Source organism: Trichothermofontia sp. (assembly GCF_053493415.1).
Window position 1 is genome coordinate 1 of the sequence record NZ_JBRCAD010000112.1, and the last position, 26,554, is coordinate 26,554.

Annotated in this window: 23 protein-coding genes and 1 tRNA gene; 11 read left to right on the forward strand and 13 right to left on the reverse strand. The window is 53.8% G+C overall.

Annotated elements, in window-relative coordinates:
* From ACWIUF_RS09480 to ACWIUF_RS09490, 3 genes are all read left to right on the forward strand, one after another.
* Positions 1 to 1,027: FkbM family methyltransferase (locus ACWIUF_RS09480; protein WP_448572116.1), on the forward strand; the 1,027-nt coding region annotated here is incomplete at its 5' end.
* A gap of 5 nt (positions 1,028 to 1,032) precedes the next feature.
* A complete protein-coding gene (locus ACWIUF_RS09485) occupies positions 1,033 to 2,796 on the forward strand; it encodes a methyltransferase domain-containing protein (RefSeq protein WP_448572117.1) in 1,764 nt (587 codons plus the stop codon).
* Between the two features lie 70 nt (positions 2,797 to 2,866).
* A complete protein-coding gene (locus tag ACWIUF_RS09490; protein ID WP_448572118.1) occupies positions 2,867 to 3,976 on the forward strand; it encodes a glycosyltransferase in 1,110 nt (369 codons plus the stop codon).
* A 342-nt stretch (positions 3,977 to 4,318) separates the two neighbouring features.
* Here ACWIUF_RS09490 and ACWIUF_RS09495 read toward each other — a convergent pair whose 3' ends face one another.
* Genes ACWIUF_RS09495 through ACWIUF_RS09505 form a run of 3 tightly spaced genes read right to left on the reverse strand, consistent with a single transcriptional unit; the run spans position 4,319 to position 7,638 of the window.
* Positions 4,319 to 5,062, reverse strand: a complete 744-nt coding sequence (locus ACWIUF_RS09495) for a 2-phosphosulfolactate phosphatase family protein (RefSeq protein ID WP_448572119.1) — start codon at positions 5,060 to 5,062, stop codon at positions 4,319 to 4,321.
* 39 nt (positions 5,063 to 5,101) lie between these two features.
* On the reverse strand, positions 5,102 to 6,778 hold the full coding sequence (locus ACWIUF_RS09500) for a dolichyl-phosphate-mannose--protein mannosyltransferase (RefSeq protein ID WP_448572120.1): 1,677 nt from the start codon (positions 6,776 to 6,778) through the stop codon (positions 5,102 to 5,104).
* A gap of 26 nt (positions 6,779 to 6,804) precedes the next feature.
* Positions 6,805 to 7,638, reverse strand: a complete 834-nt coding sequence (locus ACWIUF_RS09505; protein WP_448572121.1) for a hypothetical protein — start codon at positions 7,636 to 7,638, stop codon at positions 6,805 to 6,807.
* Positions 7,639 to 7,844: 206 nt separating this feature from the next.
* Here ACWIUF_RS09505 and ACWIUF_RS09510 point away from each other — a divergent pair.
* Both ACWIUF_RS09510 and ACWIUF_RS09515 read left to right on the forward strand, forming a co-directional pair.
* A tRNA-Ser gene (locus tag ACWIUF_RS09510) sits at positions 7,845 to 7,929 on the forward strand.
* Between the two features lie 80 nt (positions 7,930 to 8,009).
* Positions 8,010 to 9,155: an esterase-like activity of phytase family protein gene (locus ACWIUF_RS09515; RefSeq protein ID WP_448572122.1), complete on the forward strand. Its 1,146-nt coding sequence runs from the start codon at positions 8,010 to 8,012 to the stop codon at positions 9,153 to 9,155.
* Positions 9,156 to 9,270: 115 nt separating this feature from the next.
* On the opposite strand, the gene ACWIUF_RS09520 is transcribed toward ACWIUF_RS09515, so the two are convergent.
* From ACWIUF_RS09520 to ACWIUF_RS09545, 6 genes are all read right to left on the reverse strand, one after another.
* Positions 9,271 to 10,563, reverse strand: coding sequence for a dihydrolipoamide acetyltransferase family protein (locus ACWIUF_RS09520; RefSeq protein WP_448572123.1), 1,293 nt, complete (start codon positions 10,561 to 10,563; stop codon positions 9,271 to 9,273).
* Between the two features lie 26 nt (positions 10,564 to 10,589).
* Positions 10,590 to 11,039, reverse strand: coding sequence for a YlqD family protein (locus ACWIUF_RS09525; protein WP_448572124.1), 450 nt, complete (start codon positions 11,037 to 11,039; stop codon positions 10,590 to 10,592).
* A 132-nt stretch (positions 11,040 to 11,171) separates the two neighbouring features.
* Entirely contained in the window at positions 11,172 to 13,154 is a 1,983-nt protein-coding gene (locus ACWIUF_RS09530) for an AMP-dependent synthetase/ligase (RefSeq protein ID WP_448572125.1), read from the reverse strand.
* Between the two features lie 679 nt (positions 13,155 to 13,833).
* Complete coding sequence (locus ACWIUF_RS09535; RefSeq protein ID WP_448572126.1) at positions 13,834 to 14,493, reverse strand: phosphoribosylanthranilate isomerase; 660 nt, start codon at positions 14,491 to 14,493, stop codon at positions 13,834 to 13,836.
* Positions 14,494 to 14,656: 163 nt separating this feature from the next.
* Complete coding sequence (locus ACWIUF_RS09540; protein ID WP_448572127.1) at positions 14,657 to 14,875, reverse strand: hypothetical protein; 219 nt, start codon at positions 14,873 to 14,875, stop codon at positions 14,657 to 14,659.
* A gap of 286 nt (positions 14,876 to 15,161) precedes the next feature.
* On the reverse strand, positions 15,162 to 15,905 hold the full coding sequence (locus tag ACWIUF_RS09545; RefSeq protein ID WP_448572128.1) for a sulfite exporter TauE/SafE family protein: 744 nt from the start codon (positions 15,903 to 15,905) through the stop codon (positions 15,162 to 15,164).
* Positions 15,906 to 16,710: 805 nt separating this feature from the next.
* Between ACWIUF_RS09545 and ACWIUF_RS09550 the strand changes: the two genes are divergently transcribed.
* Complete coding sequence (locus ACWIUF_RS09550) at positions 16,711 to 16,950, forward strand: potassium channel family protein (protein ID WP_448572129.1); 240 nt, start codon at positions 16,711 to 16,713, stop codon at positions 16,948 to 16,950.
* 155 nt (positions 16,951 to 17,105) lie between these two features.
* Entirely contained in the window at positions 17,106 to 17,570 is a 465-nt protein-coding gene (gene smpB, locus ACWIUF_RS09555; RefSeq protein WP_448572130.1) for an SsrA-binding protein SmpB, read from the forward strand.
* 155 nt (positions 17,571 to 17,725) lie between these two features.
* On the opposite strand, the gene ACWIUF_RS09560 is transcribed toward smpB, so the two are convergent.
* Both ACWIUF_RS09560 and clpS read right to left on the reverse strand, forming a co-directional pair.
* Positions 17,726 to 19,117, reverse strand: a complete 1,392-nt coding sequence (locus ACWIUF_RS09560; RefSeq protein ID WP_448572131.1) for a protein adenylyltransferase SelO — start codon at positions 19,115 to 19,117, stop codon at positions 17,726 to 17,728.
* 63 nt (positions 19,118 to 19,180) lie between these two features.
* The gene (gene clpS / locus ACWIUF_RS09565; RefSeq protein ID WP_448572132.1) at positions 19,181 to 19,504 is read right to left on the reverse strand and encodes an ATP-dependent Clp protease adapter ClpS; all 324 of its coding nucleotides are present in this window, start codon (positions 19,502 to 19,504) and stop codon (positions 19,181 to 19,183) included.
* Positions 19,505 to 19,745: 241 nt separating this feature from the next.
* Between clpS and ffh the strand changes: the two genes are divergently transcribed.
* The 3 genes from ffh (at position 19,746) to ACWIUF_RS09580 (ending at position 23,924) form a co-directional block, all read left to right on the forward strand.
* A complete protein-coding gene (ffh, locus tag ACWIUF_RS09570; RefSeq protein WP_448572133.1) occupies positions 19,746 to 21,179 on the forward strand; it encodes a signal recognition particle protein in 1,434 nt (477 codons plus the stop codon).
* A gap of 102 nt (positions 21,180 to 21,281) precedes the next feature.
* Entirely contained in the window at positions 21,282 to 22,745 is a 1,464-nt protein-coding gene (locus ACWIUF_RS09575) for an FAD-dependent oxidoreductase (protein WP_448572134.1), read from the forward strand.
* A 27-nt stretch (positions 22,746 to 22,772) separates the two neighbouring features.
* A complete protein-coding gene (locus ACWIUF_RS09580) occupies positions 22,773 to 23,924 on the forward strand; it encodes a glycosyltransferase (RefSeq protein WP_448572135.1) in 1,152 nt (383 codons plus the stop codon).
* Here the strand turns inward: ACWIUF_RS09580 and ACWIUF_RS09585 are convergent.
* Both ACWIUF_RS09585 and ACWIUF_RS09590 read right to left on the reverse strand, forming a co-directional pair.
* The gene (locus ACWIUF_RS09585; protein WP_448572136.1) at positions 23,921 to 25,423 is read right to left on the reverse strand and encodes a UDP-N-acetylmuramoyl-L-alanyl-D-glutamate--2,6-diaminopimelate ligase; all 1,503 of its coding nucleotides are present in this window, start codon (positions 25,421 to 25,423) and stop codon (positions 23,921 to 23,923) included. The two genes, ACWIUF_RS09580 and ACWIUF_RS09585, sit on opposite strands and share 4 nt — an antisense overlap.
* 77 nt (positions 25,424 to 25,500) lie before the next feature.
* On the reverse strand, positions 25,501 to 25,788 hold the full coding sequence (locus tag ACWIUF_RS09590) for a glutaredoxin family protein (RefSeq protein WP_448572137.1): 288 nt from the start codon (positions 25,786 to 25,788) through the stop codon (positions 25,501 to 25,503).
* 153 nt (positions 25,789 to 25,941) lie between these two features.
* On the opposite strand from ACWIUF_RS09590, the gene ACWIUF_RS09595 reads away from it, so the two are divergent.
* A partial coding sequence (locus tag ACWIUF_RS09595; protein ID WP_448572138.1) for a PD-(D/E)XK nuclease family protein occupies positions 25,942 to 26,554 on the forward strand: 613 nt, incomplete at its 3' end.

A 26,554-nucleotide genomic window follows, 5' to 3' on the forward strand; every position in this document is an offset into this window, starting at 1 on the left:
CTATTTATATATTAAAAACGAGAGCAAAATTATGTCAACTTTTATTCCCTCTTTAAAACATAATGGTTACCTTGATCAACTGCATTTTACGATTTGTAATGTTGGTTCTCGTAAATTAGACGAGAATGATAATTACGGTAGCCAAGGTTGGGATATTTTTGCGCCCAACTTAACTATTTATGGTTTTGATGCTGATGAGGATGCCTGTGTTAAAGCTAATGCTGACCTTAAACAGAAAAATGTAAATTGGACTGAAAAACATATTCCAGTTGCTTTAAGCAACACCATTGGCAAAACAAAACTTTATGTTACTGAAAGTCCTATTTGTAGCTCATTGTATCCTCCTAACGAGCCTTTACTCGCTCGTTTTAAAGAACTGCCCGTATTCATGAATCTGGATCGCACGATTGATATTGAAACAACTACCCTTGATGCATTCTGCCAGAATGAAGAAATTGATGGTTTTGATTTCTTGCAAATTGATGTGCAGGGTGCTGAGCTTAAAGTTCTAGAGGGAGCAATTGGATTACTCAGGAATAGTATTTTAGTGCTTCAGTTAGAAGTGGAATTTGCACCACTTTATCTCCATCAACCTCTATTTTCTGATATTGATAAGTACCTAAGAGAATTAGACTTTTCACTATTTGATCTTTATCCCGCCTATCGACTTCGTTCTCGGTCTGCTGTCATGAATCCTAAGCATCCGGGCCAGATTCTTTGGGCAGAAGCTTTTTATTTGCGTGACCTTCTGCAAACAGAAACAAAATTTGTTCAGTCTCCAGAGCGCCTTTTTAAATTAGCCTGCATTGCAGATGTGATGAACTTTGCCGACTATGCCCTAGAATTACTAGAGTTCCTTACACTCAACTATGGTGAGGATGCACGCTATAATTTTGCTAATATAATCGTCGAAGTCCTTGCCCAACTACCGGGAATGGAAGGACAAGATCTGGAACGAATACCCATCGTAAAGAGCATTAGAAACTTTATTAATTTGCCTGAGCTACCAAAGCCAAAAAAGGATTAGAGTAAATGTTGCATTTTTTCTGGGCCGGCCTCCCCCTAGGCGAGAAAAGTTACCAAGAGTATGAGATTTCTAATCGTGAAATCCCTAAGTGGGCTGAATATTATCTGGGGCAGAAAATAGGTTTTCATCAATCCCATTGGCTTAGCGGTAAGGTAACAGAGAACCCAGGAGATATCCTACTGGGACATCCAACTTGGGATTTGCGCACGGCGGAAGAACGAGAGTTTTTTCAACAATTAAAACATGATTGGGTTAAAGACAATGCTCTAACACCTGACCAAGATTGCCATCCCAACACGTACATTCTGATGCCCTGGGTGCCAGAGTTTCCGCCCGATTGGACGGTCAATATGCCGTTTTTTGAAAAACAGTTACTTGCAGCTAAAAAGATCTTTGCTTTATGTGGTCAAATTTGGATCGATCGCACGGCTACATCTGATCCAAATTCAATTCAATATCGAGTCAAAGATCGCCTGATTCACTGTAATATGGGCTTGGCAATCCAGAATTTTCCGATCGTCAAGCAACGATTCAACGCGATCGGAGAACGTCAGATTCTCCACATGAGTAACTTGGCTCACTTCAAAGGATTTGATATTACCTGTGCGAGCCTAGAAGGTCTAGATACTCTGTTGCATGTAGCGACTTTCTCCCTCCAAGCTAATACGGGTTTATTAGATATTAATATTCATGGCAAACAATATGTCATTAACTTTTTAGGAGGAGTGAGTAATAGTGATCCCTCCTTTAACCAATGGGTTGTTGATACCTGTGATTTTTATATTCACACGGCTTGGATGGATGCCCAAGCAACCACAATTTTGGAAAATGCGGCGAGGGGATTAGTTCCCCTAGTCACCCCTGAAAGTGGTTTTGCAAGTCCCCATGCCATCTATTTAACCCATGATCCAGACAAAAATCGCGATATTATTCGTTGGGCTTTGAATTTGCCAGAATCGGAACTATTGGAGCGTAGCCGTCTGATTCGTGAACAAATCCAACGGGAACACAATTGGGAGAGTATTTATGCAACCATTTGGGATGGCATTGTTGCTGATATTGAAGCCCGATCGCGTGCCTCACAACCTAGGCCGCAGGTCTTCGCGATCGTGCCTCCAACCAATTCTGACAGTTCGCTAAATCATCCTAGTACTGAAACAATACCCCCAACCCAGAAGATGACAACGCCATCCGGTGCAATGGACGTGGATCAACGCCTTTATATTAGTCGTCAGCATCTCTTTGAATTGGAACGGCAAATCCGTTTAGATCGCCATGTGGAGCGCTATGCACTCCTACGCCAGTTTGCCAAGGGGGTTGTATGTGATGCGGCCTGTGGCTGTGGCTATGGGAGCTATCTGCTCTCGACCAATCCGGACGTTACCTTTACGATCGGCCTCGATATGAGTCCCGATGCGATCGCCCATGCTCGCAAAGAGTATGCAACAGACAAGACTGAGTTCCATGTTGCGGATTTAAACCAGTGGACCAGCGATCGTCCCATTGATATGTTAGTTTCCGTGGAGACGATTGAACATATTCCCGATCGCTCGGTATTGCCCCAATTCGTCGATCGTAATCATATCAACCATGTCATCTTGACCTATCCTTCTAAAAAAACGACTCACTATAATCGTTTTCACCATCATGACTTTAAGCTTCAGGATATTTTGGACATTTTCCCTGACTTTACTTGCTATCGTCACTTTAACTGGGAATACGAATTTGATGTAGTTTTTCTAATGAGGAATCCAGAAAAATTTGCTTAATTAATAATTTTAATTTAGCATCTTTTAAGAAAATAAAAAGATCATTAAAAATTAATGAGGCGAAATCTAAATGCTACATTTTTTATGGTGTGGTTTTGCACGATGTGAGAACAGCTATCAAGTATATGAACTATCCAATCTAGAGATTGCCAAGTGGGCCGAATATTATCTTGGGCGTAAAACTGCCTTCCATCAATCAAATTGGATGAGTGGCAAAATTACTGAAAATCCCCATGATATATTGCTAGGTCATCCTACCTGGGATGGGCGAACGCCAGATGTCAGAAAATTGACTGGTGACCTTGAACGTAACTGGGTAAAAGATAATGCCCTTTTGCCTGGGAAACTCAGTCATCCTAATACCTATATCTTAATGCCGTGGGTACCAGAATTTCCACCTTCGTGGACTCAACAAATGCCATTTTGGCAACAGCAATTACTTGCCGCTAATAAGATCTTTGCACTTTGTGGAAAAATTTGGATAGACAGGACAGAAACCTTACCTCAAGACGCTTTTCAATATCGAATAAAAGACAAGTTGGTCCATTGTAATATGGGTATCGCTAGTCAAAATTTTCCGATTATTAAGCAAAAATTCAATGCGATTGGAGAACGTCAAATCCTCCACATCAGTAATTTAGATTCCTATAAAGGATTTGATATTACCTGTGAAAGTATTGAAGGCTTGGATACGCTGCTTCATGTTGCGACTTCTTCTCTACAGGCTGAACCAGGATTGACAGAAATTATTATTCAACATCATCAAGATGGCTCCCATAAAAAATATATGATCAATTATTTGGGTTCTATTGATAATCATGATCTAGAGTTTAATCATTGGGTTGTTGAGACTTGTGATTTTTATATCCATACGGGACGTATGGATGCGCAAGCTACTACGATTCTTGAAAATTCGGCTAGGGGGCTAGTCCCTTTGGTGACTCCGGAAAGTGGTTTTGCAAGTCCCCATGCGATTTACCTAACTCATGATCCAGATGAGAATCGTGACATTATTCGTTGGGCCTTGAATTTGCCAGAATCAGAATTACTGAAGCGAAGCCACCTGATTCGTGAGCAGATCCAAAATGAACACAATTGGGAGAGTATTTACACAAAAATCTGGGACAGCATCATTGCTGATATTGAAGTGCGATCCCGTATTGCTACGGACCCTCTATAAGAGTACCTCGGAAAATACCCATTTTTGTAACTGTGCTCAGCTTCAAGATATTTTAGATACGGACGCCTTTAAATAAAAAGACCGTTCCGGCGCTCCTAGGCCACGTTATCTCGTCGGCTGGGGGAGTTGAACTTCCCCCAGCTTAGATTATTAATCGAAGCGCCCATCTGGGTTTCGTCGTTTTACCTGTTATCGACGTTAGCGCGATCGCTCCTAGGAACGATCGCGCTTAGATACAGCACTTCCATATCCGGTGAGGTACAGACAAGGGGCTTAAGCCCCTTGTTCGCAAGGCTTGACCGTACTTCATTAGAGAGGGAACGTCTGTAAGGCTAATACGAGTTAAAAATAACGCACCAAAACCCCTGCCTCCTTCTGGATGGGCACAACATCCAGAATATCCAATTGAGCACAGTAGGCTAGATCGGCCTCCCCATCCAGCCTTAACAGTCGCTGACCATGACTGGCGTAGTGAAATAATTCCAAAAGGCGGGATTGCCATTGCTGAAACAGGGCGATCGCGCCAATCACTTCGTCATTGCCGATCGCCGCTGGTGGCAGTTGTCCCCCCATCTGCCGATCGCAGAGCAACTGAAGCACCGCCCCGGCGCAAACCGTATCCTCCAGGGAGAAACTGCCCTCCCAACCTGACCCAATGATCCAGATCGTTGCCGGTTGCTGTTCACTGAGATAGGTCACCACGGCCTTGCGGTTAACCAGCGTTGCAGTAATCACCTTCGGCGCAGCCGCCACGCATTGGAGCGCACGGGTGCCGTTGGTGGTGCTGATAAACAAGCGGCGTCCCTCAACCACGTCGGGGGTACAGTCGAGGGGGGAGTTGCCTAGATCACAGCCGTCTACCTTGGCCCCCCCCCGTTCCCCAGCCCGCAGGCGTTTCTCAACCGGCCAGCGATCGCTCACGGCCATTAGGGTGTCTAAGTCACTGAAGGCTTGGACCGCTTCAGCCCCTGCCGCCAAGGCTGCCGCGATCGTCGTTGTCGCTCGCAGAACATCAATGACGATCGCACAGTCAGGGACTGAATCCTTGGGCGTGAGTTCCGGGGTGTGATACACAAAAAGTTTCACAGATTTATGGGGGGAATTTGGATAGGGGGCGAACTGATTTTACCAACCAGGGAGCCATAGCCGTAAATAACGTCCCATTGGCGACAAGGGAAGCCCTAAATACAGCGGTAACCAGAAGAGAAAGCCCAATACAATCCCCAGCAAAATCCCCATCGCTAACGGACGCAGGGACGGCTGGCGCGGCTGGCCGGGGCGCACGGGTTTGCTCTGGAGCCAGCGATCGAGGACAAAGGCTAGGGCCAAAAAACCAAAGAGGGCGGCTCCCATGTGGTGATAGACAAAGGTACACCGGCTGACCTTGGCCCAGGGCAACCAATTGGCTGCGTAGTTGAGGACGCAATAGGCCGCCAGCCAGTTAAAGCTGGCGATCGTCCGCTCGCCTCTGGCATTAGGGGGGGTGGGGGGAAAATCGGGAATGGCTTGGACAACGGTGAAGTCCGGCAGCAGCCATTTCGGCAGGAAATCCTGCCATAGGGGGTGGGTCGTGGTCCGTTCCCCGATCCATCGCCACAGGTGCCAGAGGAGGTAGACCGTGAGCAACCCGATCGCCGCCGCCGAAGTCCACCAGAGGATGGGATTCCCGATCGCGTGGACATCGTAGACCACCTGGGCCGTTCCCGCTGGCAGGGGGGGACCGTAGACGGGTAATCGGTCAGTCGCTGTCGGTACGGCCTCAAAAAAATAGACCATTGGCCGTAGCAGCAGGGGCCAAGTCCACCAGGCGGAACAGTAGGGATGAACTTGCGGGGTATTGCCCCCCACGCGCTGGTGATAACTGAGGATTTCTTGCTGTAAGCGCCAGAAGCCCATGCTGGGGTTGAGGTGTAGGTGGGGCAGCCAGATCAAACCGTAGACCAGTACGGGCACGATCGCCAAACCCACGATCGTCCACAGACAAGGCAAGTAACTGGGGGTTTGCAGGGTCAAATGGCGAAGGGGAGGGGCTGAGATCGGGGGGGTGAGCGGCGATCGCTGTCCAGGACGTATCGATGCTGAGGCAGTTGGTTCCGGATTGAGCCACCGCACCCCCCAGGCCAATCCCCACATTAAGTAAGCCCCTAGCAAAAAGCCCAAGCCGTTCCACTTGATGGCAAATGAGGCGGCAAAACTCACCCCGGCCAAGAGCAACCAGAGGTAAACTCGCCAAGGGTGACGGTTGGCCCTCACAGTCCGATTGAGGGCGGCGAGATTGATGGCGGCGAGAAAGGCATACTGCCCCCCTAGGCCAAACAGGACCAGGTAGACATTCACCAGAGCATAGCGGGATTCGACTAAAAAGAGGCCGTCCATTGCCACCAGGAAGGCAGCTAGCAGGGCCATACGGCGACGATCGCTCAATTGGTAGACAATCCCCGCACTGAGGAGGGGAATGAGGGACCCCGTGACCGCATTGAGCCAACGGTAACTCCAGGTGGATAGCCACGACCCCGCCAGATCGTTGTAGGGGAACTCGCCGGGTAGCTTTTGCCCTAGCCAGATACCGATCGCGATCAAATATTTGGCAAACGGGGGATGCCCATCAAAAAAGGGGGTTTGGGTGAGGTAATTATTCGCAAACTTGACGTAATACACCTCATCAAAGACGAAGGTATTAAACCGGCCTAGGCCCCAAAACCGCACGGCTAGGGCAAACAGCCAGATGGCCAGTAACCCCCAGCGAAAGGAGGGAACAGACAGATCCGGAGAACGGCGCTGACTGTACGACGCCAGGGGCATACCGTGACTCATGCCTTCGGATCAGGTCAGGATAGGGAGGCGGGCGGGGCTGTTCGAGGCCGACGCGGTGCCGGTAAGTCTAGGGGCGTTTCCAGGGCCAAGTCAGGGCGGGCGGGCGCGAGGCTTTGCAAGGTTTCCAGGGCGGCTTCGCGCACCAGGCTTTCGGGTTCCTGGGTGAGTAAGAGTTGCAGGCAATCCCGAACTTCGCGCTGTTGGGGCGCTTCCAACTGGGGTAATTGCCGACCCAGCCGCCGCACCGTAATCAGCCGTTGCAGGGGATCGGCTTGGGTAAGTGCCATGAGATCCTGCTCCAGCGAGGGAGCGATCGCGGTTTCCGGACGCAAGCCAATCTGCCAAACTACGAGTCCACAGGTCAGCAAAATGACCCAGCCTTGCAGAATCAGGCTAGCCGCCGTCCAGGGATGGTCGGCTTCGGACCAAACGGCGATCGCCAGGAAGGTACTCAGGGTTGCTAACCCACCACCACCGACCGCTAGCAAGAGCCGCCGATTAATGCCCCGCAGGAAGCGTTTGAGGCTCTGCCAATGGGTTTGCCATTGCCGACTTTGGGCCATGTAGAGGGTCAGCATCACGCCCACACCCACACTGGTGGATAGGGACAGTTGCCAGTTCCACAGCAGCATCCCCACCCCCAGGGTTCCCGCGAGTAACCAACGCCCCGTGGGCGATGCCATCCCCGTTGCCCCTCGACGCCATTGGCGGGACAGGAGATTCAGCCAGATGCGATGGGCCGATCGCCGGGACGATCGCGCCTTTGGGGCAGACGATCGGCGCTGGGCGGGCCGGAGAAATTCCGCCGCCAGTCGGGAGGGTCGATAGGGAGGAGACGCGTGGGCCACAGGAGTTAAGCCGCAGGTGAGCGAGTTTGATGAACAGTCCGATTATTTAGATAGATTAGCAGCAAGACTCCCCAAGAGATCTAAGAAGTGTTAAGCAGTTAGGGCAGGAGACCGATAGCCCCCCTAACACCGTTGATTTCCCCGTTGGGGAAAGGCATTACCCCTTAGGAACTGTTAGAATCAAAGTCCTGGGATGCTAAACCCTAGGAGAGGTGGCAGAGTGGTCGATCGCGCTCGACTTGAAATCGAGTTTGGAGCAATCCAACGTGGGTTCGAATCCCACCCTCTCCGTTCTAAAGCTTAAGGTGTGAGCTTAAGGTGTGTATGCGGTGAATATGCCCGATCGTGGTTTTTGGTTTGGTCGATGTGTTGTGCTCGTGCTGCTATGCGGGTTGCTGGGGGCCTGTGGCTTGTCCCAGGTGAAGGCAGCGGACCGGGTATTCCTAGATGTGGACCTCGCGTTCCTGGATGCCACTGAACTTCCGGCACAACGGTTTGCAGACACACCGGTGGGGGGGCTATCGGCCATTGTCTACGATCGCCAGCGCGATCGCTACTATGCCCTCTCAGACGATCGCAGCGACCAAGCCCCGGCCCGGTTCTACACCCTCCAGATTGCCTTGGATACCACCCAACCGGATGCCCCCAGCTTGGGTGCTGTCACCGTCGAAGCCGTAACGACCTTGCACAATGAGGTGGGCGAACCCTACGCCCCCGCCACCCTCGATCCGGAGGGGATTGCCCTCACCCCCCAGCAAACCCTGTGGATCAGCAGTGAAGGCGTTAGTCGCGATGGCATTGACCCGTTTATTAACGAATTTGAACTGGACACCGGGCACTGGCGGCGCAGTTTGCCCATCCCCCAACGCTTTCGTCCCCACACCGAGGGGGATCAGCCCCAGGGGATTCGGGATAATTTGGGCTTTGAACCCTTAACCGTGAGTCCGATCGGCACCGTAGCCAGCCAAGGCGAACCCCTGCGCCTCTTCACCGCCAGTGAAGCGGCCCTAAGCCAGGACTGGGACCCCAACCCCCCCCAAGACCCGGATGCCCCCCCCAGGGGCGATCGCAGTCGGTTCCTGCACTACTACATCGGTGAAGGTCCGCCGTTACTGATTGCCGAGCATCTCTATCCCCTCGATCCCCCGCCCCCACTGGCCCTCGCCCACGGCCTAGTTGAACTCCTTGCCCTGGATCAGGGAGGCCACTTCCTCGCCCTAGAGCGCAGTTTTGGCGGGTTAGGCTTTGGGGCCAAGCTGTTCCAAATTGCCCTGGGTGGGGCCAGCGATACCACGACGATCGCCAGCTTCAAAGATCCCCTACCCAAGCTCACCCCCATCCACAAAGAATTACTCCTAGACCTGAGCGATCTGGATCTCCTGCTCGATAACCTGGAGGGCATGACCTTCGGCCCCCGTCTCCCCAACGGCCATCAAAGCCTTATCTTGGTCAGCGACAACAACTTTAGCGACAACCAAACCACCCAGCTTCTCCTCTTTGAATTACAGATACACTGATCCCCTTTGTGTCCCTTCGTGTCCTTCGTGCCTTAGTGGTTAATTCCCTAAACTCACCACAAAGACACAAAGAACACAAAGGGGGAAACTGCTATTTCCCCCCTGCCCTCGCCCCTTACAGAGTCAGCGATTGCGGTTGGGTTTCAATCAGCTTCGCGAGATCCTGGAGGAACGCAGCCGCATGGGCACCATAGATAATCCGGTGATCACAGGTAATGTTCACTTGCATCTGCCGTTTGACACCCAACATCCCATCCGGTGTTGCCACCACCTGTGGACGGGAAGCCCCGATCGCCAAGATCGCCCCCTGTCCATTAGGCAGAATCGCATCAAAGCGATCGACCCCAAACATCCCCAAATTCGTCACCGTGAAGCCACCCGTGGAGTACTCCTCCGGTTTCAGTTGTTTAGTCCGCCCCCGCTCCACCAGATCCTTCCAAATGCGGGAGAGGGAGTAGAGGTCAAGTTTATCCGCCGATCGCAGCACCGGCGTAATCAGCCCACCATCCTCCATCGCCACCGCCATCGCGATATTGATCTCATTGCGGTACTGGATGCCCTGCTCCGTGTAGTAGGCGTAGAGCAGGGGATGCTTTTGCAGCGTCACCGCCACCGCCTTCGCCAACAGGGCACTCATGGTCACCCCCTTGGACTTCACCTGCTGATAGAGGTGATCCAACGCATCCGTGGTGATCGTGTAGCCCACATGGAAGGTTGGCACCTGCAAGCTGGTGAGCATATTGCGCACCACCGCATTTTGCAGCGTGTTGAGGGGGACAAGGGACCCTGGGGCAACGGGAGCCGGGGCGGGTACCGTAGGTACCGTGGGGGCTGCCATCGGAGTTGCCACGGGAGCCGCCACAGGAGCCACTGCCGTTACAGCCGGGGTGGGGGTCCGACCTGCCGCCGCTTCCACATCCTGGGCCACCACACGACCGTAGGGACCACTGCCTTGCAGCGTACTCAAATCCAGGTTCAATTCCTTGGCTAACTTGCGGGCACGGGGAGAAGCAGTTACCCGACCCTGGCGATGACCGGCCCCACTGCCATTGGCAGAAACCGGCGCGGCGGGCGTTGCCACTGGCGTTGGGGGGGGAGCCGCTGGTGTCGCTGGAGCCGCTGGGCTGGAACCGCTGGGCGCTTTTTGCTTGGCCTGTTCGATTTCAGCCTGGGTTTCCGCCACCAACGCGATCGCCGCCCCCACCGGAGCCGACTCACCCGCTGCCACCAGAATCGTTGCCAGGTAGCCCTCGTAGAAGGACTCCACATCCATATCGGCCTTATCGGACTCGACCACCACCACCGTTTCACCCTTGGTGACCTTATCACCGGGCGATTTGACCCAACTGACAATCTTGCCTTCAGTCATGGTGGAACTGAGGGCAGGCATAAAGACTTCGTGAATCATAGGCTTTCCCTAAACGTTGCCGCGCCCTAAATGTTGCCGCGAATATCTTCGACAACCCCATCGCGCAGGAGGATTTCCACCTGCATCTTCTGGATTAGGTTATCACCCTTCTCAACCCGGAAAAAGCTATCAATTTGACCCTGGTTGACTTCCTGCTCTAGCTCTAGCATTTGCACCTGTTGCAACTGCTGAAGAATTTGATTCTTTTGTTCGAGCAGTTCACTCTTTTTCTGGTTGACCTGGATCTGGATGTTGTCTACCTGCTGCATCACCTTGGGGCTGGTGGGTTGCATACTTTGCTTTTGCACCTCAACGACCATCCGCTGCCCCTGCATCTCTAGCTGTTGCAGTTGATCATCGATCTGGTTGATTTGGTTCTGGAGTTGTTGTTGCGCTTCCTCCTTCCAACGCGGGGTCACAACCGCCTTGATCATAACCGGGCGTTTGAGGAGAAGCTGTGCGTTAGAAACGTCCATAAACGGTTCGCATGGGTGAGGGTCACTGGGCGATGCTACCGATCGCTGCCGCCTGCGGTATCCCGATTACCCGCATTATGGATGACACCCAGGAATTGGTCAAACCGGATACGGGTTAGAGGGGCGCAGCCGTCAGGACTGAAACATCCCGTCAATCATAGCGCGGTACCGTTCCATTACAACCGGACGCCGGATTTTTAGGGTTTGGGTCATCATGCCGTTCTCAATGGAAAAGGGTTCGAGGATCAGCCGGAAGGGACCAATGCGATCGTCGGGGCGGTAACCGGGCCGATCCTGGACCCGTGCCACCAATTCTCGCCGGAAAAGGTCCTGAACTGGTTTGCTGGCCAGCGTGATGACTTCGGTTTCAGCGCTGGGGGTGACTTCTAGCTCGGCACCAGGCAATTGCAGCGTCAGGTTTTGGCTGGCAGCCCACTGGGTGAGCGCGTCGAGGTTGGGCACAATCAACGCCCCCAGGCTACGCTGATCCTGACCCACTAACATCATTTGATCGATATAGGGACTACGGATACAGGCATCTTCAATGGGCTGAGGTTCGATATTTTCGCCGTTGAGCAGGACGATCGTGTCCTTGGCCCGCCCGGTGAGCACAATGTCGTTGTGAGCCGTGACCCAACCGAGGTCGCCCGTATCAAACCAACCCTCTGGGGCAATGGCTTTGGCTGTCGCCGTGGGGTTGTTGTAATAGCCCTGCATAATCTGGGGACCCCTGGCAAGTACGAGGCCCTGTTCTCCTGGCATTAAGGGACGATGGCTTTCGGGATCGACAATTTTGATTTCGGTGCCGGGTAGGGGGGTTCCCGATGAACCGCGTAGGTTGCGCTCTAGTCGCCGCACGGTTAGCACGGGGGCCGTTTCCGTTAAGCCATAGCCGACCAAAATCGTAATCCCTGCCATTTCAAAGAACAAATCAATATGGGGTGGTAGTGAGCCGCCACCACTAATCACCGCCCGCAGTTCGCCGCCTAGGCCCGCCCGGATAGGCCGGTAGACTAGGCGATCGGCAAGGGCATGGAGGGGCCACCAGAGGCGCGATCGCAGGTTAGCCCACAGTCGTTGATCTGCCGGGGGCGGGGTTGGGGTGAGGGTTAAGCCTTGGGCAATCCGGCGGGCCTCGACATGGCGTTGGCTGCCCGTGAGCAGGGTGTGGATGAGGGTTTGTTTGAGCGCGGGTTGTTCCCGGAACTGGCGCTGAATGCCTTCGTAGATGGAATCCCACAGGCGGGGGACGGCCACCATGTAGTTGGGGCTGCGATCGCGAATATCTTGTTTAACGTGGCGCAGGTTGGTGTAGATCTGGGTGCAGCCTTGGGAGAGCAGAAAATATTCGACGGTGCGTTCGTAGGCGTGCCAGGAGGGCAGAATGCTGAGGACGCGATCGCCCGGTCGGGGTTGAATCACGACGCCGAAGAGATTGACTTGGTGCAACAGGTTGCGGTGGCTGAGCATCACCCCCTTCGGTTTGCCTGTGGTGCCGGAGGTATAGATCAGCGTGGCCAGGTGTTCGGGATCGCGGGGGACGGGTTGGAGATCCGAGGTTTGGCCTTGGGCGAGGAGTTGGCCCCAGTTCAGCACCGGGCGATCGGGGGACGCTACCGGGGGATCTTCATCGGAGAGCAAAACGATAAACTGAATCGGCAAGTCATCCAGGCGGTCTTGCAACCGGGTGAGGAGTGCCCGATGTTCAACAATCAGGGCGGTGGCACCGCTATCGGCCAGCATATAGAGCAACTCTTCCCGCTCGGTTTGGGAGCTACGGACAACATTAACGGCTCCGGTGGTCATACACCCTTGGTCGGCAATGAACCAGCGGGGGCTATTGTCGGCATAGAAGCCAATGCGATCGCCCGCCTTGAGTCCCAGGGTTTGCAGGCCGATCGCAAACTGCCGGATTTGGTCAGCCAATTCAGCATAGGTCAGGCTCACCGCTGGCTGGGCATGGGGATCTTGTAACGCGATCACCTGGCCAAATTTTTGGGCCGCGATCGGCCAAATTTCCGGAATAGCTTGAATGGCCGAGTAATCGACAATTTGCCGCAGGTAGGCCCGTTCGGAGGGGGAAAGAGGCAGATCGGCGGGAAGATAGGCTTGCATGGCAGATCTCGATTCACTAGACGGCTTGCTACGTTCAGTATCCACCAGTATCGACAACTCTGGGTTGGGTGCAATCACCTTTGGGTCAGTTTTTAAAGCTTCACACGCTTTCCCCTTCTCTCTGCATATTCTTACTTACCTTATTTAAACTTTGGCTTCTGTCTCTCTTAACGAAATCAAAAATAAATCAAATGAATTTGAAAATAAAATTAGATAATATCTAGTTGCAAGCATCGAAATAACGATTGAGTATGCTTAAGGAAGCATTTTCCATGAACATACTGATGCAAACGATCGAAGGCATTTTTAGCAATTTTTATTCGTTCTTCAGACTGGCCAAGATAATAATCCACCTTTTTATCAAAATCACTCAAGTCCCAACAATCAGGGGATATGGGTTTCGTAAGGGATAAATATCTCTGACTCACATTTAATATGTATTTTTAGCTAGGTCCTGGATCGTTTGAGCATTCGTGATGGTCATTCAATTAGATGCAGATAGATAAGGAAAGAGATTCCTTACCCTAGAGGCTGTTTTAAAGGGGGATCGCGGTTAAAACCGCGACTACGAACCTCGACGTTTGGCTGTTTTAAGGGTTGCTTGGCGTTTGTAGTGGCGACTTCAGTCACCAAAACGGCTGATTTCTGGACTTTGCAAACACCCTCTTATCAGCTTTCATCATATATGGCGATGATTTCCTAACTGCATAATGAGTTGTTTGACCTTGGCTAAATCTTTAATGCCGGGTGCCATTTCCACGCCGCTAGATAGATCAATGCCCTGGGGACTAACCCACTGGAGGGCTTGCTGCACATTGCTGGGGGTTAATCCACCCGCAAGCAACCAGGGATGGGGTGGCTCTAAGGTTTGTAGATGCTTCCAGTTGAGGGTATGCCCCGTTCCCCCAAATTGGTGGGGATCATAGGCATCCAAGAGGATCGTATCAATGCAGTTGGTGTAGGGAGCGATTTGAGCGGCGATCGCGGCCACATCACCAGGGGTGCGGAAGGCTTTAATCACTTCTTGCTGGGGAAAGTGTTGCCGGACCTGCTGACAAAATTGGGGATCTTCGTGGCCGTGGAGTTGGATACTGGTCAACTGTCCGATCGCTACCGTGGTTGTAATGGTCTCTAAGCTAGCATTCACAAAAACACCTACACGATCGACCTGTTGACCCACGGGATCGGCTAGGAGCGCCGTGGCGATCGTCTGTAATTGTTCAAGGGAAATATAACGGGGGGAACTGGGGACGCAGATAAATCCCAACGCCGTTGCGCCCAAATGGGCGATGGCAATCCCTTGATCGGGTTGAGTAATCCCACAAATTTTGATGCGCACAGATATACAAATGATCCGTTTTTTAGCCTTGCGAGTCGGCGTCCACAGCTTGCCCACTCAGTTTGACTCTATCACCGATGGGCACTGCGCTCTAGGGTTAAGTAGCGATGCACTGTTGACCCATCGACCCCCTGATGCGCACGTGTACCCAGGCAACCCATACCTAGCTTAACAACGAAAGCTCGTTCACCACGGCGATCCGGCCCCGTTGCAACGCCCGCAATAACCGATCGATCGAATGGCGTTCATCTTCACTGAGGGACTCATCCAGAATAGCGGCCATCAGCCCATAGCGATCGGCAAGAGTCAGCTTACCCGTGCTACTGACTTGGGCAAATAGTTCAGAGACTGCCGATGGTAGTAAACGAATCGGGGGGGTCATAACCGTAAATCCTGTACTGCTCCCAGTATGCCCCTGATCCCAATGAACGCCTGTGATACCCTCACTAGGGCTGGGTGATTCAGCCACCCTGGGTAAGGTGATAACGGTCTACAGGCGACTGTGAGGTAGACACCGATCGCCAGTGTGCTAAATCACCTTAAATTAAGGTAAAAATTTATGAAGTTTGTGGGTGAATGTCAACGGTACAGCCCAGCCTAGGGATGTTATCTTTTTAGCTTAGGTTCGGCATCAACGCTCCGTGTCCCATCGCCGCAGATTGGCAGTCTCAAAAGCCCAACACGATCCCCCGCTGCTGCCACAGCATCCATAGGCCACTCACCCCCACAAAACCTAGGACAACCTGGCGGAATTGGTCGGCGCTCATCCGTGCCAAAATGGGTTTACCGATCCAGTTTGCCGGGATGGCAGCAAGGCCAATTAGCAGGCCATAGAGGAAATAGGGCAGGGTCAGAATACCAAACAACAGGTACGTCACCATTTTGATCACATGGATGAGCACCACGGTGGCCGACTTCGTGGCAATTAACTGTTCTTTTTCAAGGCCGTAATGCAGATAGACGGGATTCAAGATGGGGCCGGTGCTACCAATGAGGCCGGAAATAAATGAGTTGAGAAAGGATAGGGGTAGAAAATGCCAGTCTTGAATCTTGAAGGTATAACCCGGTCCACCTACCCACGCATTAATCGCCATGAGAATCAGGGTGATCGCAACCAAGGCCTGTAACCCCTCCACATGAATCCGAGATAGCAGATAGGACCCTAAGGTGGCCCCGACCAAGGTACCTGGCAGGTGCCATAGGGTGACTCGCCAGTTGATCGATCGCCACAAAAAAAGCGTTCGTTGTAGGTTACCCACCAGCATCCCGATCGTGATGGTGGGCGCGATCGCCTGGGAGCCGAGCAGAAGATTGACGACTGGGATGAGGATGAGTGGACTGCCGCCACCCGCCAACAAACTCAGCAGCCAAGAGAGAAAGCTGATCAGGCCCAAACTGACTAACGCGATCATGCCCCTGCCTTTGACCAGAATAACTTCTTTACTTTAACTGATATGCAGGGAACCTCGATTAATTTTGAGGTGACGGAGCCGCCCGCCTCAACTCCTGATGATTGCGTGGGCACAGTTGCGAAAATTGGCAGTTTTCGAGGTGTTCTGAAGAAATAATGTATTTTTTGTGAAAAACCATCCCGATAACGTGGGCATTATCCCAACGACATGAATAGCCAATTTGATATCATGTAGTGGGGTTGGCACAGGTTGAGCATAGGTAATATAATCGTTGAAGTTAGTAAACTATGTCTTTCCAATTAAAACACCGATGCAAACCCTCTTTAATCTCTTTGAGAAAATTCGACAATCAAACAAAAAATTTCTGGTTCTTCTAATTACCCTGATCGCATTAACGTTTTTCCTAGCTTTGCCAGCAATCTCCAAGACTGGAGAGATTATTACGGCTGGGTTGATTACCTTGATTATCCTAGCAAGCATCTATACGACTATTTATCGAAAAAAGTATTTCTACATCTCTGCAAGCATTGGTGCGTTAACAATTTTATTTCATTGGTTATCTGTGTTTAGATTGGAAATTTTCGTTGCCGAAAAACTAGAATTCTATTCTTCTTATTTTATTTATTTTTTCAATGTATTGAGATTGATCTTGTATATACTCTTCTTCGTTTTTATAACAGTGAATCTTGTCTTCAAAGTCACAAAATACAAAAGAGTCAATGCTGATGTAGTCTATGGCTCAATTTCAGGTTATCTATTGCTGGGTATTACCAGCGCTTTTTTGATGACGATAATTGAGTATTTAATGCCTAATTCATTCGCGATAAATAATGAGATTACTAACCGAGAAGAAATCTTTCAATCATTGTTTTACTACAGTTTTGTCACCTTGGCCACGATCGGCTATGGCGATATTATTCCCGTTACTCCCTTGGCTCGCACCTTGTCGATTACCTTGGGAATTGCGGGGCAAATGTACCTCACTATTCTGATCGCGATCCTGGTGAGTAAGTACCTGAATACGAACGATCATGATGGTGCCTGAGTTCCTCTAGAGGGCGATGGGGAAAGGACGCGATCGCCAGGTCATCCTCTCCATATCCTCGTGATGGCCATTAATATCCGCACGACATCCTTAAACTTGCTAGAATAGATCACCTAACCCCAAGATGGGATCACGCACGATAGGATTAGTTAGGTATGAGTGGGGACGAAGGTTATAAGATCGTGGCTGATAACCGTCAGGCTCGATACCTGTACGAGATTCTAGAAACCTATGAGGCGGGCCTAGTTCTTCAGGGGACTGAAGTTAAGTCTGTGCGGGAAGGGAAAGCCAATCTCAAGGATGGCTATGCCTTGATCCGTAATGGTGAGGCGTGGTTGCTGAATGTGCATATTTCTCCCCATGTCACCACGAGCGAATATTTTAACCACGATCCCCGTCGTACCCGCAAATTGCTGCTCCACCGCCAGGAGTTACGCAAGCTCATCGGCAAGGTTGAACAGAAAGGATTGACGCTTGTGCCATTGAAACTATATCTCAAGCGTGGCTTGGTCAAGGTGACGATCGGCTTAGCCCGTGGTAAAAAGATCCACGACAAACGGGAAGATCTCAAGCGCAAGGAAACCAAACGGGATATAGAACGAGCGTTGAAGAATTTTTAGATATTTAAAATGTTTTTAATTCACGACTAAAGACGGCTAAAGTCATCACTACGAACTTGACAGAGCTTGTGCAAGGGACAGATGGTTGTTGGTCGCCGTTGCGATTTTAACTGCGATCTTTTTTAAACCGGTTTCTGAGGTGTCATTAGTCAGCCTTACCATCCTGGTACTGCCTGAATCTGTTCAACTAACTGGGTAAAGGGCAACCAATTATCCAACTCAACGATCGCGGCCCAGACAGCTTCGATCGTGGGGCGTAGGAGATCCACCCTTGGGTTGGCCTGACGGAGTTGTTCGCCCATGTGAGCGCAATCAGTTTTTGATAGTAATTGGAGACATTGGTGATACTGGCGTTGCCAGGGCCGAAATTTGGGGAATTGGGCCAGGTTGGGCAGGGCTGTTGTCTCCTGTAAAATCAGCTCGAAATTCCCTTGCCATGCCGGGGAAAAATGGCGAGTGAGATCGGCAAAAAAACCATGATAGCTGATTTGTGAGGTATATAAAAATTGCAGAGTTGCATCAACGAGGGCAGCGGCAGCCGTTGACGGTAGCTGGTGAAAGCCCAGACGATCGCAGAGTTTCTGTTGATAGGCACGAGTATAATGATCGGCATAGGTTTGTAAGCCTGCGGCTAACAATTCCTGGGGTATCACTAGGGCCAGCGGGTGTTGCAACTTTTCCAAATTCCAGTAACAAACTTCGGCCTGATTGCCATAGGCATAACGACCGGAATAGTCAAAATAGGCGGCAGTAAAATTGGGGTCATAGGTGGGGATAAAGGCATAGGGACCGTAATCAAAACTTTCACCCGTGATCGACATATTGTCCGTATTGAGCACCCCATGACAAAACCCTGCCGCCAACCATTGCGCCACTAATTCGGCCACCCGCTGCACTAACTCGGCATAGAATTGGGCATCGGCATCGGGTTGCCCAAGCAGGTGGGGATAGTAGGTTGCAATGACGTGATCAAGCAGACGGCGGACAAAATCGGGGCGTTTGAGATAGGCCAAGCGTTCAAAACTGCCAAACCGAATATGGGAGCGACTGAGGCGTACCATTACCGACGATCGCGTGGGGGAGGGTTCATCGCCCCGCCACAGGCGTTCACCCGTTTCGATCAAGCTCAAACACCGGGAGGTCCTCACCCCCAATCGCTGCAACATTTCCGCTGCCAGGACTTCCCGAACCCCTCCCTTGAGGGTTAACCGACCATCCCCCCCCCGCGAGTAGGGTGTGGTTCCCGACCCCTTGGTTCCCAAATCATACAACTCGCCATCTGTGCCCCGGATCTGCCCGTAGAGAAAGCCTCGCCCATCCCCCAGAAAAGGATTATATTCACCAAATTGGTAGCCGTGGTAGCGCAGGGCAAGGAACGATCGCACACTCTCAAAGCGACCAAAGGCATCGATAAAATCCGTATCACTGACCGTTTTGGGATCTAGGCCCAGGCGGGGCAGGAGCGCGTCATTGCGAAAGCGCAGGCGATGGACCGGAAAGGTCGCCGCCGCCACAATATCGTAGAAATCATCCCCTAGGGATTCCAATGCCGGTTCGTAGGCTAGGGTGAGGAAAGCGCTAATAACAGAGACTCCTGCCTAAACGTCTGACTAATCTGCCTCGAGGGGGGCCATTGTTAACCCTTCGCGGCTTAATTGCTGGTGATAGAGTTCAGCTTGCTCCATCGGCCCAGACCAGACCACGGCTTGACCTTCAAAGTGGACTTGATTGGTGAGTTCCCAAGCCCGATCGCTGCTCATGCCTGGAATGTAGGTCATCAGGCAGTGGGCAACGTGCTGGAAGGTGTTGAAATCATCGTTAAGTACAATCACCTTATAGCGGGGATAGGGCTTGCGCACGACTTGTCCCGCCTGACCAGGGGCAACGGTCGGCGCAGCCGTCATACGGGGAGCAATAGCCAGAACCGAACGCATAGGCAGTGAGAGGGAACCGGTTGGTTTAGGACAGGATGCAGGATACAGCATAACGTTAGCGCAAAAGTTGGGCAGGGTTCAACTTGGGGCTGGCCATCGGGGCACTCAGGCATCGCGTTAGGGCGGATCGGGGTCGAGAGCGGCGTCCGCGATCGGGGAGACCCCACGGATTTGTACAATCAAAGGGTGAGCCACTATGGCTCATTGACCTACTGTTGTTCGCACATTGCCCGATCGCCCTATGTTTGATGCCCTCGCCGAGCGCCTAGAGTCTGCCTGGAAGTCCCTCCGGGGCCAGGATAAAATCACCGAAAGCAACATCCAAGAAGCACTGCGAGAGGTGCGTCGCGCCCTGCTGGAAGCCGATGTGAACTTCCAGGTGGTGAAGGACTTTGTGGCCGAAGTGCAGCAAGCCGCCCAGGGAGCGGCGGTAATCAGTGGCGTCCGGCCCGATCAGCAGTTTATTAAGATTGTCTACGACGAACTCGTGCGGGTCATGGGGGAAAGCAATGTACCCCTCGCTCAAGCGGAGACGGCCCCAACGATCGTCCTGATGGCGGGGTTGCAGGGAACAGGGAAAACCACGGCCACTGCTAAACTGGCCTTGCATCTGCGCAAACAGGAGCGATCGGCCCTGATGGTGGCCACCGACGTGTATCGACCCGCTGCGATCGACCAATTGGTCACCCTAGGGCAGCAGATTGATGTACCCGTATTTGAACTGGGGACCGATGTGAACCCGGTGGAGATTGCCCGCCAGGGGATTGCCAAGGCCAAGGCCGAGGGCTTCGATACGGTCCTGATCGACACGGCGGGCCGCTTGCAGATTGACCCGGCGATGATGGCGGAGTTGGCAGAAATTAAGGCGATCGCCCAACCCCATGAAGTCCTGCTGGTGGTCGATGCCATGACCGGGCAGGAGGCAGCGAATCTGACGCGCACGTTCCATGAGCAAATTGGCATCACGGGGGCTATCCTCACCAAGCTGGATGGGGATACGCGGGGCGGCGCGGCCCTCTCGGTGCGGCAAATTTCGGGTCAGCCGATTAAGTTTATTGGGGTTGGCGAAAAGGTGGAGGCCCTGCAACCCTTTTACCCCGATCGCATGGCCTCCCGGATTTTGGGCATGGGCGATGTCCTGACCCTGGTGGAAAAAGCCCAGGAAGCGGTCGATATCGCCGATGCCGAGAAGATGCAGGAGAAAATTCTCTCGGCCCAGTTCGACTTTAATGACTTCCTCAAGCAGATGCGGCTGCTAAAGAATATGGGGTCCTTTGCCGGCTTTCTGAAGCTCGTGCCGGGGATGCCGAAACTCTCCAGCAATCAACTGGAGGAGGCCGAAGTTAAGCTGAAGCTGACGGAGTCGATGATCAACTCGATGACCGAACAGGAACGGCGTAACCCGGAATTACTCGCTGCTTCCCCCAGCCGTCGTCGCCGCATTGCCAAGGGATCGGGCCACAGGGAAACCGAGGTCAGTAAACTGGTCACCGAATTCCAGAAAATGCGCACCATGATGCAGCAAATGGGGCAAGGCGGTTTTCCGGGAATGCCGGGAATGGGCATGCCCTCTCCCTTTGGGGGCCAGCCCCCCCAGGGTTGGCGCGGTCATCCCGGCGGTGGCATGAAGAAGCCCAAAAAACTCAAGAAGAAAAAGGGCTTTGGCGATTTGTAGGGTAGCCGCCAGTCGGCGGCTGATGCCGGAGATAAGGCGAGGCAAGCCGTATAGGAACCCGATGCGGGTTATGGCCGACGAATTGGGAACTGAGGCGTCTACATGGGTGTTGACTACGATCTGGTGATTATGGGGGGCAGTCTTGCGGGACGCTATGCTGCTGCTGCCGCCGTGGGAATGCGGGCACGGGTAGCCCTGGTCGAACCCCAACCCGCCGAGGTTGATCCCTATTTCCTCAGTCAGGTTTGGCTTCAGGCATGGCAACAGGTGGGCATTGTCCAGCAGCACCGCTACCAGGCGGGCTTCATGGGGTTACCGGTCCCGCCCCTGGACGCCGATCCCCTAGCGACCCTGGATTGGTCCCAAACGACGGCCTGGTCCCAGGCGATGGCTGCTGCCACGATCGCCGAGCTGAGCTGCGATCGCCTGGCCCAACTGGGGGTGGATGTTATACGCGCAACCGGCCAATTCCACCTGCGTCCCCGCCTGTGCTTGACGACCGAAACGCGATCGCTCACGGCCCGTGCCTACATCTTGGCCCCTGCTTCCCAGGCGATCGTGCCCCCGATCGCCGGCCTTCAGACCGTGGGGTACTTGACCCCCGTGACCTTGGGGCAGCGGGTCACTCAACTTCCGCAACGGATCGCGATCGTCGGCAATCACGCCAGCGGCGTCGTGCTGGCCCAAGCTCTGAATCGCCTGGGGGTGGCCGTCACCCTGGCCACGGATGATCCCTACCTGCTCATCCAGATGGATGCCGATATCGCCCGGTTGGTACAGGTGCAGCTAGAGGCCGAGGGCGTTCAGGTCCTCACCCAAGCCCCCGTTACCCAGATTAGCCCGCAGGGGGCGCAGGTCCAGGTGCACTGGGGCCAGCGATCGCAGGTGGTTGACGTGATCGTGGTCGCAGCGGGGTGGCAGTTGGACTGGGCCGCTTGCAACCTGGAAGCCCTGGGTCTGAAGTCCGATCGCGGTCGCTTGCGCCTTAACCGGCGGTACCAAACTGTCCAGCCCCGCCTCTACTGTTGCAACCAAACCGACTCAGAGGAGGCGATCCGTGCCCAGGTTCGGATTGCCCTGCGTCATGCCCTCTTGGGTCCCCTAGCCCATACCCAGTCGCCAATCGTCCCCCAGTTGTTGGGGACAGAACCCGAGGTGGCGGGGATTGGGTTACTGGCGGCGCAAGCCTACCGTCGCTATGGCAAGGATCAGGTGTGGGTCTTGCAGCAGGCCGTGGCCACGATCGCAGCCGCCCAGGTACAATCCCAGACCTGGGGCTTCTGTAAATTAGTCGTTCATCGCAACGGGACCCTCCTGGGTGCCCACCTCGTGGGGCCGGGGGCCAGTAGCTTGATCGCGCCCATCACCCTCAGCCTGCGGCAAAAACTCAAGGTGTCGGCCCTTGCCCAGGGGACACCCGCCCTCCCAGCGGATCTAACCATCCCAGGGATCGCCCTCGCCGCGATCGTCAGTCAAACCGCAGCCCAATGGCAATTTGAAAAGCTGCAACACAGCCCCTTCTGGCAGAATGTCCTAGAGAGTTTTTTCGGCTGGCGACGCCGTTAAACCTGCCCAACACGCTCAGGACTGCCCATGCAACTTATTGTCGAAGGTTGGCGCTTTATTCCCCATTCCTATGCGATCGTCAATCAGTTTCAATTGCTGGCCTTGCAGCAGTATCCCCAGGTGGACCTGTTCCATTGGGATGCCCCCTTTGCGGTGGCGGACTGGCAACCCGTGCGGGGGTTGATGTCGCCGGAACAAGAGGCGGCGATCGCGGCGATTCCGGCGCCAAGTCCTGACCAACTCGCCGATGCGACGTTGCGCCTGTATGGCCCCTTTAACTTTGCACCCACTCCGTCACGGCGCACCTTTGTCTGCGCCGTGACGGAGTGGGGCAAGGTAACGGAGGCGATGCAGCGGGCGATGAATCTTACTTCTCTGAAGGACTTGACCTTAGACCCCAGGGTGACGATCGTGACCCCTTCGGCCTGGTCTCGGACCGGCTTAGTGTTTAGCGGTATTGACCCCGAGCGGATTGTGATTATTCCCCACGGCTTTGACCCAGCGATCTACCACCCGCTCCCCGCAGACGAACGGCAGGCCTTGCGCCGCCAGTTAGGTTGGGAGGATGATTTTATCTTTTTGAATGTGAGCGTCATGAGCAACCGTAAGGGGGTGGGCTTGCTGCTTAAGGCATTTGCCCAGATCGTGCAGCGCTATCCCCAGGCCAAGTTGGTGCTGAAGGGCCGGGAAGCGATTTTTGGCTCCCGCCAGTCGATCAGTCGCAGCAGTCGGACGGTGCTGACGGTTGCCGAAGCGGATCGGATGCGGCCCCGGTGTCAGTATTTGGGAGATACCCTGTCCTTTCGGGAGGTTGCCCACCTCTATCAGGCAGCGGATGTCTATGTGGCTCCCTATGTGGCTGAGGGGTTTAATTTGCCCGTTTTGGAGGCGGCGGCCTGTGGGTTGCCCGTGATCTGTACCCAAGGGGGACCTACGGATGACTTCACCCACCCCGACTTTGCCTTGGGGATCAAGAGTCAGCGGCGGGCGATCCAGTTGGAGGGGGAGGAACGCTATGGTCTCTTTGCCGACCTGGATCACTTGATTAGCTTGATGCAAACGGCGATCGAGCATACGGCCTTTAGGACCCAAGCCCGTCAGGTTGGTCCGGCTTTTGTCCGTGCCCGCTTTACCTGGCAGCATGTGGCGGAGCAATTATTAGCCTTATTGACTTCCTAGATTGGGAGCGCCCCCTGACGCCGGACAGTTAGGGCGTCGCTGGCCTGTTCGCGATCGTCAAAGTGAATTTTCTCGGTCCCCAAGATCTGGTAATCCTCATGCCCCTTACCGGCAATGAGCACCCCGTCACCGGGTTTGGCTTGGAGGATGGCCGTGCGGATGGCCCTGGCGCGATCGGGCATTACCGTCGGGGACACGGTATCGGGAATCCCCGCCAGAATATCTGCCAAAATCCGCTCCGGATCTTCCGTGCGGGGATTATCAGACGTGACCACCACCTGATCGGCTAACGCTGCCGCAATCCGTCCCATCTGGGGCCGCTTGGTGCGATCACGATCGCCGCCACAGCCAAACACACAGATCAGATCGCCCTGGATAAAGGGGCGGGCGGCTTTGAGCAGGTTCTCCAAACTATCCGGTGTGTGGGCATAGTCCACAATCACCGTAATGTCCTGCTCTGGGTAGGCCCGCACCTGCTGCATCCGACCGGGTACCCCAGGGAAACCAGGCAACGCCTGCATCATCCCGGCGAGATCTAACCCTAAGTGCAACCCCGCCCCGATCGCTGCCAGGAGATTGGCCAGGTTAAACTGTCCCACCAGGGGCGACTGAAAGGCGATCGTTCCTTGGGGCGTATGCAACTGACCGGCAACCCCGGTTGCCCCATAGGTTAAATCACTCATCCACAGGTCTGCACGGGCATCGCTGACACTGTAGCGCCAAACCTGGTCCGCCGGGAGTTGGGCGATGAGCCGTTGGCCATAGGGATCATCCTGGTTCACGATCGCCCGTCCCTTGCGGTAGGGGGGACCAAACAGACGGGCCTTCGCGGCAAAATAATCCTCCATCGACGGGTGAAAATCCAGGTGATCCTGGGTGAGGTTGGTAAACACCGTCGCCGCAAACTCACACCCCAATACCCGATTTTGGGCCAGGGCATGGGAACTCACCTCCATCACCCCAAACTCACAACCCGCCGTGACCGCTGCGGCCAATTGGCGCTGGAGATCCACCGCAAAGGGGGTTGTGTGCACTGCCGTTTGTTGAAACCCCGGCCAGCGTGTATAGAGCGTTCCCAGCAACGCCGTGGGCCGCTGGCTGGCCGCCAGAAAGAAATCAATCAAATGGGTGGTCGTCGTCTTGCCATTGGTGCCTGTCACCCCCACCAGTTGCAATTGCTGCGTGGGCTGGCCAAAAAAACGGGCCGCCACCTGCGCACAGGTCGTCACCACATCTGGCACCGGAATGATGCACAGATCCCTAGCCTTCAATTGGGCGGCGGCCTGGGGCGAGACGATCGCCGCCACCGCTCCCGCTGCGATCGCACTTTCGGCAAACTCACCCCCATCAACCCGCGTCCCCGGCATCCCAATAAACAAATCCCCCGGTTGGCAAGCCAGGGAATTGGTATTCAGATCCTTGATCTCAGCCGTCCAGGCGGCATGGTCAGGCAGGGTGCCCGCAGGGATCATGCCCGTGAGTAAGTCGCGTAGGATCATGCTAGGCCACCTCCAGCACACCAGTTGAGGAAACAGTTGAGGAAACAGGGGATATCATTGCGCACCCTTGGGCTTGATTAATAATCGTTGGCTGCAAAATATTTCTGTAGCGTTTTTGTCAACTGCTCCACGCTGGCACGGGGTGAGGGGCGCGGAATCGAGATCGCGCCGGCCTCGCCAATCATCTCATCCTGCACCAGGTACAATACCGGAATGGATGCCTGGTACGCCTCCTGCCACTCGGGGCGATCGTAAATGTTGCGCACCTCTAGTTCAAAGTTGAGGGTTTCAGTAATCTGGGCCAGTTTTTCCTTTAATCCCTGGCAAAGATGACAACCCGGTTTCCCATACATAATTAAACGCATACGATCTGTCCTCAAGATTGGCGTCGTGCCCCGATCGGAGAAGCTGACCGCGACACTGTACAACTCCAGATAAGTTTAGATCCTAACCTAGCCGCCCTCACACCTGATCACCCGCCTCCCCCACCCACCTTGATTGCGTTGACGCTGCCCCCTATGCGCCTTTCCCAGGGACATCTGAAACTCCTTGAAACCTGCCCCCGCAAATTCCAGCACCTATATCTAGAGCAACTGGCGGCTCCGATCGCGGCGGAGCAAGTCGAGCGTCTCACCTGGGGTAGCCGTTTTCACCGCCTCCTGCAACAGCGGGAATTGGCGCTCCCGATCGCCCCCCTGTTAGAAGCCGATCCGCAATTGGCGCAACAATTCCATACCTTTACCATGACGGTCCCGGACATTGCCAGCCTCAGCGTGCCGGAACCCGGATTACGCGAAAGTGAACATGAGCGCACGATCGAGTGCCAAGGCTATTCCCTGGTTGTTGTCTACGACCTCCTGATTGCCGACACCGAACAAGCCCATATCCTCGACTGGAAAACCTATGCACAACCCTCCCAGCCGCAACGCCTCCAGCAGGATTGGCAAACCCGCCTCTATCTCTGGGTGCTGGCCGCCACCAGTACCTATGCGCCCGAGCGGCTGAAAATGACCTATTGGTTTGCCCAGGGGGAGAGGGAAGGGAGGAGCGAGCAGGGAGAAGCGAGAGGGGAGAAGTGGGAAGCACAAGCCGCAACGATCGCTGACAATCATCGCCTGACTCGCCCCACCC

Coding starts and splice junctions, on each gene's coding strand:
- ACWIUF_RS09575 (WP_448572134.1), top strand. CDS start 21,282: ATGGGTGTTGACTACGATCTGGTGATTATGGGGGGCAGTCTTGCGGGA.
- ACWIUF_RS09525 (WP_448572124.1), bottom strand. CDS start 11,039: ATGGACGTTTCTAACGCACAGCTTCTCCTCAAACGCCCGGTTATGATC.
- clpS (WP_448572132.1), bottom strand. CDS start 19,504: ATGCGTTCGGTTCTGGCTATTGCTCCCCGTATGACGGCTGCGCCGACC.
- smpB (WP_448572130.1), top strand. CDS start 17,106: ATGAGTGGGGACGAAGGTTATAAGATCGTGGCTGATAACCGTCAGGCT.
- ACWIUF_RS09585 (WP_448572136.1), bottom strand. CDS start 25,423: ATGATCCTACGCGACTTACTCACGGGCATGATCCCTGCGGGCACCCTG.
- ACWIUF_RS09580 (WP_448572135.1), top strand. CDS start 22,773: ATGCAACTTATTGTCGAAGGTTGGCGCTTTATTCCCCATTCCTATGCG.
- ACWIUF_RS09590 (WP_448572137.1), bottom strand. CDS start 25,788: ATGCGTTTAATTATGTATGGGAAACCGGGTTGTCATCTTTGCCAGGGA.
- ACWIUF_RS09550 (WP_448572129.1), top strand. CDS start 16,711: ATGCCTAATTCATTCGCGATAAATAATGAGATTACTAACCGAGAAGAA.
- ACWIUF_RS09485 (WP_448572117.1), top strand. CDS start 1,033: ATGTTGCATTTTTTCTGGGCCGGCCTCCCCCTAGGCGAGAAAAGTTAC.
- ACWIUF_RS09540 (WP_448572127.1), bottom strand. CDS start 14,875: ATGACCCCCCCGATTCGTTTACTACCATCGGCAGTCTCTGAACTATTT.
- ffh (WP_448572133.1), top strand. CDS start 19,746: ATGTTTGATGCCCTCGCCGAGCGCCTAGAGTCTGCCTGGAAGTCCCTC.
- ACWIUF_RS09545 (WP_448572128.1), bottom strand. CDS start 15,905: ATGATCGCGTTAGTCAGTTTGGGCCTGATCAGCTTTCTCTCTTGGCTG.
- ACWIUF_RS09490 (WP_448572118.1), top strand. CDS start 2,867: ATGCTACATTTTTTATGGTGTGGTTTTGCACGATGTGAGAACAGCTAT.
- ACWIUF_RS09530 (WP_448572125.1), bottom strand. CDS start 13,154: ATGCAAGCCTATCTTCCCGCCGATCTGCCTCTTTCCCCCTCCGAACGG.
- ACWIUF_RS09500 (WP_448572120.1), bottom strand. CDS start 6,778: ATGCCCCTGGCGTCGTACAGTCAGCGCCGTTCTCCGGATCTGTCTGTT.
- ACWIUF_RS09520 (WP_448572123.1), bottom strand. CDS start 10,563: ATGATTCACGAAGTCTTTATGCCTGCCCTCAGTTCCACCATGACTGAA.